Below are 12,713 nucleotides of genomic sequence, written 5' to 3' on the forward strand. Positions count from 1 at the left end.
CCGCAGTTGTGCGGGAAGTGATGGCAACCACGGTAGCGGTATCAGGTCCGGAACGGGCTTGCTTCAAGCCTTGATATCGAACAGCGCCGCCCCATGCCGCATCAGGCTGCGCGCGACCACCGTGCGATGGATTTCGGAGGTGCCATCGAAAATCCGGTAAATCCGCGCGTCGCGGTAGTAGCGTTCAATCGGGAGCTCCTTGCAATACCCCATCCCTCCAAATACCTGGACGGCTCGATCGGTCACGCGGCCCAGCATCTCTGCGGCCTGAACCTTGACCATGGAGATCCAGTCGCGGGCATCAAGGCCTTGGTCGATCATCCAGGCGGCATGCAGAACCATCAGGCGGGCCGAGTTGATTTCGATCACGCTGTCCGCGAGCATTTGCTGCACCAGCTGGAAGTCCGCGATGGGTTTGCCAAACTGTTTTCGCTGTGCGGCGTAGTCGACCATCAATTTGAGCACGTGGCTGGCTTTTCCCACTGCCCGCGCACCGACCTGCGCCAGCCTGACGCGACCCAGCACGCCCAGGGCCTGCTGCAAGCCCTTGCCTTCATCGCCGAGCAGTGCGATGGGCTCAAGGGGGACGTTGTCGAACCACAACTCGAGGTGGCTGGTGCCGCGCAGGCCCATCATTTTCTGGTCCTTGCCGAGGGTAAAGCCAGGCAGGCCCTTGTCGACGAGGAACAGCGATATCTTTTTCTTTTCGTCCTTGTCGTCGGCCGCGCCGGTCAGCGCCGACACCACAAAGAAGTCGGAAACTTCGCCGTCGCTGATGAAGTGCTTGCTGCCCGAAAGGCGCCAGCCGTCGGCGGTCTTGACGGCACGCGTCGTGATGCCGCCGGCATCCGAACCGGCACCCGCTTCGGTGATGGCGATGGAGCATACCCGTTCGCCGCGTACCGTCGGTTCGAGCCAGCGCCCCACTTGCTCCCCGCGGGCGGCAAGCAGCACCTCATAGACATTGCCAAACGCGCGGCGAATCAGGATGTCGGTGGTATGACCGAACTGCTCTTCCAGCAGCATGGTATCGACCGCACCGAGCCCGCCACCTCCGAACTGGACGGGCATGTTCGTGGCGTACAGGCCGAGTGCCCTGGACTTTTCGTGGATGGCGCGCGCCTTGTCCGGATCCAGAAAGCCCTGCTGTTCGACTTCGTCCTCAAGCGGCCGGAGCTCTTCGTCGATGAAACGGCGTACCGTTGCGACCAGCATTTTCTGTTCTTCGTTGAGTGCGAAATCCATGTCTTTCTCCAGGTCGTCTTGGATGCGGCGCCCCCTACCGGGCGCCCCGGCAATTCGATGCCCGCATGAGGGATGAGGCGTACAGGAGCCCGGCGGCGCTGTTATCCCGGTCGGCGGCGTTTTAGAGGACCGCAGCTTGCGTGTCGCTATCTTCTAACGACCTGTCCACACCGGTTTGCGTTTCTCGGCGAAGGCCAGCGGACCCTCGATCGCGTCCTGGCTGGCCAGCATTTTTTCCGCCGCCGTATAGCGGGCGCTCATGGCGGTTTGCAGGTCGGGCATGTCCAGACTTTGCAGCATCACCTGTTTGGAGGCCTGCACCGCCAAGGGCGCACAGGCGAGCACACGTTCGGCCAGGGCGAACGCCGCGGGCATCAATTCCTGGTGTGGCACCACTTCGTTGATCAGGCTGATGCGCCTGGCTTCGTGTGCGTCAATGCGCCGGCCGGTCAGGATCAGCATCATCGCGTCTTTCATCGGCATCTCGCGCGCCAGCCTTTGCAAGGCTCCACCGCCCAGGGCGGCCAGGCCCACCAGCGGCTCGGGCATGGCGAAGCTGGCGCTGTCCGAGGCGACCGCCAGGTCGCAGGCGGCGACCATCTCGGCGCCACCTCCGAGGCACAGGCCGTTGACCGCCGCGATCACTGGTTTGAAGAGATCGAAGCGCGTGGTGATGCCGCCAAAGCCGCTGGCCGGTTTGCGGTGCTCGCCCGTTCGTGAGAGTTCCTTCAGGTCGGTGCCTACGCAAAATGCGCGGTCTCCGCTTCCGGTGACGATGGCAACGTGCAGGTCTGGGTCCGCAGCATAGAGATCAAAGGCATGCGCCATCTCGAAATGGGCCGCGGGGTTCAAGGCGTTCAGGACCTGCGGGCGGTTGATCGTGATGGTGAGGACACGCCCGTGCCGCTCGTACCTGCAGTGCTCGAAAGAGGGATCGGCCATCCTCGCGTCCCCCTCTTATTTGGCAGCTGGCTTGAGTGTTTCGACGACCTGAGCCTTGCCGTTGACGATTTTGACGATAAAGCTCTCGCGATCAAGGTCGCCCTTGTCGTCGTATTTGACGTCGAACAGCACGCCAGGGTATTGATTGGCAGAGATGCTGGCGCCGTGCATCGCGGTAGCGAAGGCCTTGGAATCGATCTTTCCTATCTTGTCGAAGATGGCCTTGGCGGCGTGCATGCCGGTATAGCCCTTCATGGCGTTGTGGTCCGCCTTTGACTTGTATTCGTCGAGGTAGCGTTTGGCAAAAGCCTGCACCGTCGGGTTCGGCGCATCCGGGGTCAAGCCTACGTGCGCCACCACGCCGTTGGCCGCGTCCCCCGCGAGTTCGATGACCTTGTCGTTTGCCAGGGTGGTCTCGCCGATCACCGGCTTGTCATAGCCTTGCTTGCGCACTTCCTTCAGCACTCGGGCGGATTCCTCCTCGTTGCTGTAGACGAAGAGGGCATCCGCGCCAGACTGCTTGGCCCGCAGCACAGCGCTGGAGAAATCGAGTTGGCCGGCCTCCGTCGAAATATCGGCGAGAACCTTGATGCCGGCGGCCTGGAGTTCCTTGAGGACCATGTCGCGGCCGCCCTTGCCAAAATCGTTGTTCACGTAAATGATGGCCACGCTTTTGGCCTTGACGCTGTCCTTGATGTAGCGGACCACCTTGGGCATGGCGGCGGCCTGGGTGAAGGAGCTGCGGAACACGTAGGGGTTGCCCTGCTGGGTGATCGCGGCGGCCTCGCCGCCTATCACGTTGGGAACTTCCGCCCGGCGGGTTTCGGTCATGCTGACCAGAATCGAGCCCGAAAAAACCGGCCCCATCACCAGCGGCGCGCCCTGGTCAATGGCCTTGGTGGCCAGTGATTTGGCGATGCCGGGATTGGACTGCGTGTCCCAGGCGCTGTAGCTGATCCTGCGGCCCAGCACGCCACCGGCCGCATTGATTTCCGCAACGGCCAGCTTCACGCCGTTGTTGTAGTTGGTGCCCGCGGTGGCACCGGTTCCTGATAGCTCGACCAGCCCGACGATGGGAACAGGCTGTGCAGGTTGTGCGGCGGTGAGGGTGTGCATGGCCGCAAAGGCCATGCCTGCAGCGGCGAGGCGCAGTGGTTGAAGCATTTTGTCTCCTGGTGAATCGTTATGTCCGGTTCCAGAGTCCCTGGAACCGCAGGAAATGCTAGGCGCCGCACCATGGTTCGTCCATCCGATGAATCCGATTTGGATCATCGCGAAATTCGATAATGGAGGGCAGGGGTGTGGTTGATCTCGATCCCGCCTTCAGGGAACGGCCGTTCGGCGTCCGGTCCGCCGGTGCCTGCGGTCATTCATTCGGTCGCTGAGGAACCGAATCCACCGCCGCTCAGGACTTCAGGAACAGGTTGGCGCAAACGCCGCGCAGCCACCGATTGGCGGCATCGTGGTGGTAGCGCGCGTGCCAGTGCTGCTTGACGGTGAACGATGGAATCGCCACCGGGCAGGCCAATACCCTGAGGCCGGCCATGCGCGCGAGTGTTTCCCCGATCTGCCGGGGCAGGGTCGCGAGGAGGTCGGTGGAAGACAGGATGGCGCTCAGGCCCAGGAAGCCCGGCAGCTCGAGCAACACCTTGCGCTCAATTTTCTGGCGCTTCAAGGCGTCGCCCAGCAATATCGAACCCGTGCCCGAGCCGATCAGGATGTGCGACTCGTCGGCATATTGCTCAAGGCTCAATGTCTCGCCGATGCGCGGGTGGCCGGCATTGGCCAGGCAGACCCAGTCCTGCGTGAACAGGGTCTGCTGGTAGAAGCCCGCTTCGAGCTGGGGAATGAGCCCGATCGCGATGTCGGCATCGCCCGCCTGCAGGGCACGCGGCATGTCGGCGTCTATGCGCGCCGCATCCAGCCGAACGCCTGGCGCCAGTGCGCGTACATGCGAGAGCAGTTGGGGCAGCAGGGTGACGTGGCTCGCGTCCGTCATGCAAATGCGAAAGGTCCGCAGCGCGGATGCCGGGTCGAAGAGCGGCTCGAGTTCTGAAAGCTGGCGCAGGGATTCGAGCGTCGCCCGAACGATGGTGATCAGGGTTTCGGCGCGAGGCGTTGGTTGCATGCCCTCTGTCGTTCGCACAAAGAGGGGGTCATTGAAGTGTTTGCGCAGCTTGACCAGCCAGGTACTGACGGTCGGCTGGCTCAATCCGAGCAGGTCCGCCGACCGGGTGACGCTGTTGGTGCTGTAGAGCAGGTCAAACAGGCGCAGCAGATTCGTATCCACCATATCGGACGGGGTCGACTGGATTGGGGTGCTCATACCTGTATTGAAAAACGCAATGATGCCTATTCTAGGCATTGGATAGACGAGTGTTGGGTGCCTCCCTAGCATCCATGCTTATGAAAATCTGCATATTGGGAGCCGGCGCGCTGGGGTGTGCGATCGGCGCCGTGTTGACCGAAGCCGGCCATGAGGTCTGGTTGATCAATCGCGGCCAGGCACTGGTGAAAACCCTAGTCCGCGACGGGCTCAAGGTGCGCGACGAGCGCGGCGACAGGCTGGTTCCGGTGCATGCCGCGACGCATTGCGACCGGGTGGATGCCGGCACGGGGCCGGCAGACCTGGTTGTTGTACTCGTCAAATCCTTCCATACCCGTGAGGCGATCGAGTCGGCCCACGCGGTGATCGGGCCCTCAACCGTCGTGCTCTCGCTGCAGAACGGCCTGGGCCATGAGGATGTGCTGGCCGAAGTTGTTGGGCGCGAGCGCGTTCTCGCCGGCAAGACCTATGCGGGCGGCGTGACGCTCGGTCTGGGCCACATCATCTCGGGTACGCGCGGCAAGGAAACCATCGTCGGCGAGCTTGACGGCCGGGTCAGTGAACGTGCGCTGCGTATCGCCGAGACCTTCACCAGCGCTGGCCTTGTGACGACCGTGAGCCGCGACATCATGGGCACCATGTGGGACAAGCTGCTGGTCAATGTGGCGACAGGCGCATTGAGCGGCATTACCCGGCTGAGCTACGGCGAGCTCTATGCGATTCCCGAAGTCGAAAACTGCGCCATGGCGGCCGTCGCCGAAGCCATCGCGGTCGCGCGCGCCGGTGACATCGTGCTCACCACCTCCGACCCGCGGCAGCCCTGGCTGAAGGCCGCCGAGGGCCTGCCGCCCGAGTTCAAGGCCTCCATGCTGCAGAGCCTTGAGAAGGGCTCGGTCACCGAAATCGACTATGTCAACGGCGCGGTCGTGCGCTGGGGCGCGCGCTACGGCGTTGCGACACCGGTCAATTCCGCGCTGGTCGCTTGCATCAAGGGCATAGAGCGAGGCCTCCCGCTGTCAAGCACCGCCAAACAAACATAAACATAAACACAAACACAAACACAAACACCAATAGAAACAGAGACATGAGCTATCCCCAAAAATCCTATGTTGAGCACGTCGCGGTACGCGTTCGCGACATCCAGTGGCACATCGACTTTTTCTACCAGGTACTCGGCATGGACGTGCGCGAGATCGAAGGCCCCACCGATGCACCGAGCCAGTACTGGACGATTGGCGGCATGCAGCTGATGTCCACGCCCGGCTTTGAAGCGCCACCGAGCAACGACGCGGGCTGGCTCGCGCACATCGGCATCATGGTCGAGGATCTCGACGCCGCGATTGCCGAGGCGCACAAGTGGAAGGTCAAGCCGCTGCCCCAGGGCCGCAACTGGCTGCAGCTGCCGGACGGGCTGGCCATCGAATTGATCCAGGCCAGCGGCAACTCGGTGGTCGAAGTCCTGGCCGTCAACCCAAGGGCCCAGTGATGCCCCAATTCACCACATCCGAAAAATACTGGGACGATGCGGTCGTCGGCGACAGCTGCAAGAGCCCGACCTACACCGTGACGGCGGAGCGCATCGACGCCTATGCCGAACTTACCGGCGATTTCACGCCCGTGCACGTGGATGAGGAATACGCGCGCAACAGCCATTTCGGCCAGCGCGTGGCACACGGCCTCATGGGCCTCTCGGTGGCCGACGGGCTGAAGACCCAGTGCGAGTACCGCTTCCTGCCCGGCATGTCGCTGGGCTGGACATGGGATTTCGCGCTACCCATCTATATCGGGGACGTGCTGCACATTGAGTTCACCGTGGGCAGCATGCGCGCCTCTAAAAGCAAGCCGGACTGGGGCATCGTGGTATTGCCCACCCGCCTCTTCAACCAGAAGGGCCAGGTATTGCAGCAGGGCGAGCACCGCCTCATGATCCCGCGCCGCCCCGGTGCCAACCCCTCCACGGAAACCGCACCATGACGCTCCAATCCCTGCCGCTTAAAGGCATCCGTGTCATCGACTATTCGCACTTCCTTGCCGGTCCCTATATGGGCCGCTGCCTCGCGGCACTCGGCGCTGAGGTCATCAAGGTGGAGCGCCCCACCATGGGCGACGCCGGCCGCGCGCATCCGTTCTTCGTGAACGGGCAGAGCGGCTATTTCCTCCAGCAAAACATGGGCAAGCAGGGGCTGTGCGTCAACCTCAAGGACCCGCGCGGCCTGGAGATGATGCACAAGCTCACCGACACGGCGGACGTGTTCCTCGAAAACTACCGGCCCGGCGCACTGGACCGGCTCGGCCTTGGCTATGCCGAACTTTCGAAGCGAAATCCCAAACTCGTTTACTGCTCCGTCTCAGCCTACGGCCACACCGGCCCTGATTCACATCGCGCGGGCTTCGGCCTGATCGCCGAGGCCAAGAGCGGCATCATGGCCATGGTCGGTAGTCCGGGCGAGGCGCCGCCGCTGCTGCGCATTGCACTGGGCGACATGTACACCGGCATCCACGGCGTCGCCGCGGTCTGCGCGGCCCTGCTGGGCCGCGTGAGTTCCGGGCTGGGCCAGCACATCGACATGGCTCTCTACGACTGCCTCGTTTCGATGCATGAATACGCGGTGCAGTGCTACACCTTCTCCGGCGGCACCGAGATCCCGGTGCAAACCGGCCACGATCTTCCGCAATCGACGCTCTATGGCGTGTTCAGCGCAACCGACGGCTATATCGTGATCGCCGCCCAGGTGGACGATGCCTGGAAGCGGCTCGCGGCCCTGGTAGGCGGCCCCGCCTTCGCCGCCGACGCGCGCTTTCACAGCGCCAGCGGGCGCAACGAAAACCGCCTTGAAATCCTGCCCGTCGTGAGGACCTGGGTGTCGACCCGCACGGTTGCGGATTGTCTCGCGCAGCTCGATGCCATCGAAGTGCCGAGTGCCAAGGTCCAGGGCATCGACGAGGTGATCGCCGATCCCCAGGTGCTCGCGCGCGGCATGCTGATCGAGCAGGAGCATCCCGTCCTCGGCAAGGTCAAGCTGCCCAACCTGCCTTTCCACTTCTCGGGCTGCGACACGACGATCACGATGCCGGCCCCGCTGATGGGCCAGCACAACCGAAATATTGCCGCGAGCCTTGGCTACCCGGCGGCGGAGATCGACCAGATGGTCGCGGACGGCGTGTTGTACGCGGAGGCCGCCGCGAAATAAGGGCTGGAGCCTGAAACAGGATTCGGAACAAAAAAGCCAGCCCACTGGCAGCAATCGGAGACAAGTAAATGACTGACCAATACGCCGTGATCGGCCGGCCGATCGGGCACAGCAAATCGCCGTTGATACACGGCATGTTCGCCGAGGCCACCGGCCAGGACATGGCCTACCGGGCCATCGAGGGCGCGCCCGAAAGCTTTCGCGCCCAGTTGGACCAATTCCGGGCTTCCGGCGGCCGGGGCATGAACATCACCGCGCCTTTCAAGCTCGATGCCTTCGCCTATGCGGGAAAGCGCTCCGAGCGGGCCGAGCTGGCCGGGGCGGCGAACGCGCTCAAGTTCGAAAACGACGCGGTGTATGCGGAGAATTTCGACGGCGTGGGCCTGGTCCGTGACGTGACCCACAACCTTGGCTGCGCGCTCAAAGGCAAACGCATCCTGATGCTGGGTGCGGGTGGCGCCGCCCGCGGTGCATTGCTGCCGTTTCTTGCCGAAAAGCCGGCATTGTTGTTGATCGTCAACCGGACCCTTTCAAAATCCTCCCAATTGGTCAGCGAGGTCAGCAGCGATATCCCGTTGACATCGTGCGGTTATGGGGACCTGGCCGGCCAGCATTTCGACCTGGTCTTCAACGCCACCTCGGCCAGCCTCAGCGCCGAGCTGCCGCCTGTTCCTGCAACTGTTTTTGCCAGTTGCGAGCTGGCCTACGAACTGGCCTACGGAAAAGGTTTGACCCCCTTTCTTCGCCTTGCCCGTAACGCCGGCGTCAAACGCATTGCCGACGGCGTCGGCATGCTCGCCGAGCAGGCCGCCGAAGCTTTCAAGTGGTGGCGCGGCGTGAGGCCCGACACCCGCGTGGTGATCGAAAAACTGACCGTACCCCTGGGTTGAAAGGGGGATATCCGATGGATTACAAATTCGACTTCAATCCGGTCATCAACGGATTTCCGGACCTGCTGATGGGCTGTGCCGGCACCCTCGGCCTGGCCTTTGCGGGCCTGCTGCTTTCTTCGGTGATCGGCGCCGTCGGCGTTGCGCTCAGGGGCTCGCATGTGGCCCCGGTGCGCTGGACGGTCATCACTTTCGTTGAACTCATTCGCAACACGCCCTTCCTGGTCCAGATCTATTTTGTGTTTTTCGCCCTGCCCCTGGTGGGCATACGGCTGGACCCCACACCAACGGCCATCATTGCCCTGGGCGTGAACGGCGGCGCCTATGCCATCGAGATTTTGCGCGGCGGCGTGCAGGCCATCGACAAAGGGCAAATCGAAGCGGGCCACGCCCTGGGCCTGAGCAAGCTCCAGGTGTTCCGCCTGATTGTTTTCAAGCCCGCCCTGCGCGCGGTCTTTCCCTCCCTGGCCAGCCAGTTCATCCTGCTGACCTTGACGACGAGCATTGCCTCCGCGATCTCGGCCTATGAACTGACCTCGGTCGCGCAGCGCATCGAATCGGATTCGTTCCGCAGTTTCGAGGTCTACGGCACGGTGACCTTCCTCTATCTTGCGATGTCGACGGCGCTGCTCATGGGCATGAGCGCCATCGCCCAGCGGATGTTCAGCTACCCGGTGAAATAGATGGACTCCTTCACCCTCTCCCAATTCCTGTTCCTGCTCAAGGGCCTGCAGTGGACGGTTGCGCTGTCGCTGATCGGCCTGTCCCTGGGCGCCGTGGCCGGCCTGCTCATCGCGCTCGCACGAACTTCCGGCTTCAAGGCGCTCAAGCGCATCACCGGCGGCTACATCATGCTGTTTCAGGGAACACCTTTGCTGATGCAGTTGTTCGTGACCTACTACGGCCTGGCACTGATTGGGCTGAAGCTTGACCCGTGGGCGTCAGTCGCGATCGGTTTCACGCTGCATGCCAGCGCTTTCCTCGGTGAAATCTGGCGCGGCTCCATCGAAGCGATCCCGCGCGGCCAGACCGAGGCGGCCAATGCCCTCGGCGTCAACTACCTCACGCGGATGCGCAAGATCATCTTGCCCCAGGCGCTGCGCATTTCCCTACCGGCGACGATCGGTTTCCTGGTCCAACTGATCAAGGGCACTTCGCTCGCGGCGATTGTCGGGTTCAACGAACTGGCCCGCAGCGGCAGCATTGTCTCGAACCAGAACTTCAAGCCGCTGCTGGTCTATGCCGTTGTCGCCATTCTTTACTTCTCGATGTGCTGGCCGCTCTCCCTCTATGGGTCGCGGCTGGAACGCCGACTTGCCACGGGCGCCCGGTGACCGCTCCTGACAACTTCCCAGTCACCCGCTTCCAAAAAAATCTAAACCGGAGACCATGACATGACTTTCAAAACGATTTCTTCCAAGCGCCGCCAGCTGATGCTCGGCGTTGCAGGCCTGATCGCCGCCGCCACGCTGGTCACCAGTCCGGCGCGGGCCATTACCTCGGCCGAGATCAAGGCCAAAGGAAAGCTGGTGGTCGGCATCCAGGCCGCCAATCCGCCCTGGGGCTTTGTCGATTCGACGACCGGCCAAGCCGACGGCATCGACGCCGACATGGCAAAAGCGTTTGCCAAGGAGCTCGGCGTGCCGGTGGAGTTCGCCGGCCTGGAGGTCGCCAACCGTATCCCGGCGCTGACGTCCGGACGTGTCGACGTGCTGTTCGCGACGATGGCCATGCTTCCGGACCGTGCCAAAGCCGTGCAGTACAGCAAGCCCTATATCGGCAACTCGATTTTTCTGGTGGCGGCCAAGTCCGTGGTGATCAAGACCAATGCCGACATGGGCAAGCTGGTGATCGGCGTACCGCGCTCGAGCACCCAGGACAGCGACGTGACCAAGAACGCCCCTCCCGGCACGGTTATCCGCCGCTTCGACAACGATGCCGCCACGATACAGGCGATGCTTTCCGGGCAGGTGCAGGCCGTCGGCGGCAATGTGTTCTATGCGCGCCGCCTCAATGAAGCCGCACCCAACACCTACGAGAACAAGCTGGAATTCACGCAGCTGTTCAACGGCGCCTGCACGCGGCTGGAAGACAAGGAGCTCAACGGCGTGTTGAACGCCTTCATCGACAAGATCAAGGCCAACGGCGAGCTCGCCAAGATCCAGCAGAAGTGGACCGGATCGTCGATGACGAACTTCCCGGCCAGCATCGAAGGCGTTCCCTTCGTCGCCAAGTAATCCCGCCTTGAGGAAAGAGCCAGAGCCATGAGTCAAACCGACAACCAGCCCGCCGGCGCGGGCACCCCGATGATCGTGATGGAAGACGTTGATAAGTGGTACGGCTCGTTCCAGGCCCTGACGGGCATCAACCTGTCGGTCCGCGCGGGAGAAAAAATTGTCCTGTGCGGGCCGTCGGGTTCGGGCAAGTCCACGCTGATACGCTGCATCAACCACCTTGAGGGCTATTCCAAGGGGCGAATCCTCGTCGACGGCATCGCGCTGACTGATGACGCCAAGGCCATCAACGCCGTGCGCGCCGAGGTCGGCATGGTGTTCCAGCAGTTCAATCTTTTCCCGCACTTGACGGTGCTTGAAAACTGCACGCTCGCGCCCATCAACACGCGCAAGCTGTCCAAAGCCCAGGCGGAAGCAACGGCGCGGCGCCTGCTCGAGCGGGTGCGGATCGGGGAGCAGGCTGAGAAATACCCGGCGCAGCTGTCTGGCGGCCAGCAGCAGCGGGTGGCGATTGCGCGCGCGCTGTGCATGGAACCCAAGGTCATGCTCTTCGACGAACCGACCTCGGCGCTGGACCCCGAGATGGTCAAGGAGGTGCTCGACACCATGGTGGCGCTGGCGAACGACGGCATGACCATGATTTGCGTCACGCATGAAATGGGCTTTGCGCGCGCCGTGGCGGACCGCGTGATCTTCATGGCCAGCGGGCAGATCATCGAAGAAGGCCCTCCCAAGGAGTTCTTCGCGAACCCGAAACACGAGCGCACGCGGGCATTTCTCGGTGACATCCTGGCCGGGCACTGAAGCCGGAACCAGGTCAGCTCCGCACAGAGGAAGCCCATGCCAAAAACCAGGATCGCGGTAGCCGGTGCCGGCTATATCGGGCAAGCCCACGTGGGCGTGTTGCGCAGCAGTCCCAGCTGCAGCTTGTCCGCCATTGTCGATCCGGCGCCTGGCGCCGCCGCGCTGGCGGCCGCTGCCGGCGTGCCGCATTACGCATCGCTGGAGCAACTGGTTTCGAAGGACCCTCCCGATGGCATCGTGCTTGCGACGCCCAACCAGCTGCATGTTGAGCACGCCCTGTGTTGCATCGACGCCGGTTTGCCGATGCTGCTCGAAAAGCCGCTGGCACCGACATTTGCCGAAGGCGAGCGCCTGGTCCAGTTGGTCGAGCGCTCCGGCGCCAAGGTGCTGATCGGCCATCATCGCGCCCACAGCCCGATCATGGCCAAGGCCAGCGAGGTCGTGCGGTCCGGCCAGCTCGGCCGGCTGGTTTCGGTGACTGGCAGTGCAACCTTTCTGAAGCCCGACCATTATTTCGATGACGCGCCATGGCGGCGGGAGCCGGGCGCGGGGCCCATCCTGCTCAACATGATCCACGAGGTCCATAACCTGCGCATGCTCTGCGGCGAGATTGTGGCGGTGCAGGCCATGGCTTCGCACGCTGTACGCGGGTTTCCTGTGGAAGACACCGTGGCGATCTCCCTGAGCTTCGCAAGCGGCGCGCTCGGGACCTTCATGCTTTCGGATACAGCCGCCAGCGCCCGAAGCTGGGAGCAGACCTCGCAGGAAAACAAGGCCTACCCCAGCTACGACGACGAGGATTGTTACGTCATCTCAGGCACCAACGGCAGCCTGTCGGTGCCGACCATGAGGCTCAAAACCTACCCGCGCCCCGAAGACCGCTCCTGGTGGAAACCGTTTGAACAGGGGGTGGTCGGCATGGTTCGCGACGACCCGATCAAGCGCCAGATGGAGCATTTCGGTGCGGTGGTACGCGGCCAGGCGCAACCCCTGGTGAGCGCGAAGGACGGCCTGGCCAACCTGCGCGTGACCGAAGCGATCGTGCAGGCGGCGAAGTCCGGCCGCACGGTGGAACTTTGAT

14 protein-coding genes are annotated in these 12,713 nt (G+C 63.0%); 10 read left to right on the forward strand and 4 right to left on the reverse strand.

Annotated elements, in window-relative coordinates; translation table 11 throughout:
• Positions 1–63: 63 nt before the first annotated feature.
• From AC1DUN_RS04555 to AC1DUN_RS04570, 4 genes are all read right to left on the reverse strand, one after another.
• Complete coding sequence (locus AC1DUN_RS04555) at positions 64–1,245, reverse strand: acyl-CoA dehydrogenase family protein (protein WP_477712905.1); 1,182 nt, start codon at positions 1,243–1,245, stop codon at positions 64–66.
• A 153-nt stretch (positions 1,246–1,398) separates the two neighbouring features.
• Positions 1,399–2,187, reverse strand: coding sequence for an enoyl-CoA hydratase-related protein (locus tag AC1DUN_RS04560; RefSeq protein ID WP_477712906.1), 789 nt, complete (start codon positions 2,185–2,187; stop codon positions 1,399–1,401).
• Between the two features lie 15 nt (positions 2,188–2,202).
• Positions 2,203–3,351: an ABC transporter substrate-binding protein gene (locus tag AC1DUN_RS04565; protein WP_477712907.1), complete on the reverse strand. Its 1,149-nt coding sequence runs from the start codon at positions 3,349–3,351 to the stop codon at positions 2,203–2,205.
• Positions 3,352–3,592: 241 nt separating this feature from the next.
• A complete protein-coding gene (locus tag AC1DUN_RS04570; protein WP_477712908.1) occupies positions 3,593–4,513 on the reverse strand; it encodes a LysR family transcriptional regulator in 921 nt (306 codons plus the stop codon).
• Between the two features lie 80 nt (positions 4,514–4,593).
• On the opposite strand from AC1DUN_RS04570, the gene AC1DUN_RS04575 reads away from it, so the two are divergent.
• The 10 genes from AC1DUN_RS04575 to AC1DUN_RS04620 all read left to right on the forward strand — a co-directional run bounded on the left by AC1DUN_RS04575 (position 4,594) and on the right by AC1DUN_RS04620 (position 12,712).
• A complete protein-coding gene (locus tag AC1DUN_RS04575) occupies positions 4,594–5,553 on the forward strand; it encodes a ketopantoate reductase family protein (protein WP_477713131.1) in 960 nt (319 codons plus the stop codon).
• Positions 5,554–5,597: 44 nt separating this feature from the next.
• Complete coding sequence (locus AC1DUN_RS04580) at positions 5,598–5,999, forward strand: VOC family protein (RefSeq protein WP_477712909.1); 402 nt, start codon at positions 5,598–5,600, stop codon at positions 5,997–5,999.
• Positions 5,999–6,487 (forward strand): MaoC family dehydratase, encoded by a 489-nt coding sequence (locus AC1DUN_RS04585; RefSeq protein ID WP_477712910.1) that lies wholly within the window; start codon positions 5,999–6,001, stop codon positions 6,485–6,487. Before AC1DUN_RS04580 ends, AC1DUN_RS04585 begins: the two co-directional genes overlap by 1 nt.
• The gene (locus AC1DUN_RS04590) at positions 6,484–7,704 is read left to right on the forward strand and encodes a CaiB/BaiF CoA transferase family protein (RefSeq protein ID WP_477712911.1); all 1,221 of its coding nucleotides are present in this window, start codon (positions 6,484–6,486) and stop codon (positions 7,702–7,704) included. Before AC1DUN_RS04585 ends, AC1DUN_RS04590 begins: the two co-directional genes overlap by 4 nt.
• A gap of 68 nt (positions 7,705–7,772) precedes the next feature.
• Positions 7,773–8,594, forward strand: coding sequence for a shikimate dehydrogenase (gene aroE, locus AC1DUN_RS04595; RefSeq protein ID WP_477712912.1), 822 nt, complete (start codon positions 7,773–7,775; stop codon positions 8,592–8,594).
• A 14-nt stretch (positions 8,595–8,608) separates the two neighbouring features.
• Entirely contained in the window at positions 8,609–9,277 is a 669-nt protein-coding gene (locus AC1DUN_RS04600) for an amino acid ABC transporter permease (RefSeq protein WP_477712913.1), read from the forward strand.
• The gene (locus tag AC1DUN_RS04605; protein WP_477712914.1) at positions 9,278–9,928 is read left to right on the forward strand and encodes an amino acid ABC transporter permease; all 651 of its coding nucleotides are present in this window, start codon (positions 9,278–9,280) and stop codon (positions 9,926–9,928) included.
• A gap of 60 nt (positions 9,929–9,988) precedes the next feature.
• Complete coding sequence (locus AC1DUN_RS04610; RefSeq protein ID WP_477712915.1) at positions 9,989–10,831, forward strand: transporter substrate-binding domain-containing protein; 843 nt, start codon at positions 9,989–9,991, stop codon at positions 10,829–10,831.
• Positions 10,832–10,858: 27 nt separating this feature from the next.
• Positions 10,859–11,632 (forward strand): amino acid ABC transporter ATP-binding protein, encoded by a 774-nt coding sequence (locus tag AC1DUN_RS04615; RefSeq protein ID WP_477712916.1) that lies wholly within the window; start codon positions 10,859–10,861, stop codon positions 11,630–11,632.
• Between the two features lie 36 nt (positions 11,633–11,668).
• The gene (locus AC1DUN_RS04620; protein ID WP_477712917.1) at positions 11,669–12,712 is read left to right on the forward strand and encodes a Gfo/Idh/MocA family protein; all 1,044 of its coding nucleotides are present in this window, start codon (positions 11,669–11,671) and stop codon (positions 12,710–12,712) included.
• Position 12,713: the final 1 nt, after the last annotated feature.

The sequence above is a fragment of the Polaromonas sp. P4_F6 genome (assembly GCF_056401275.1).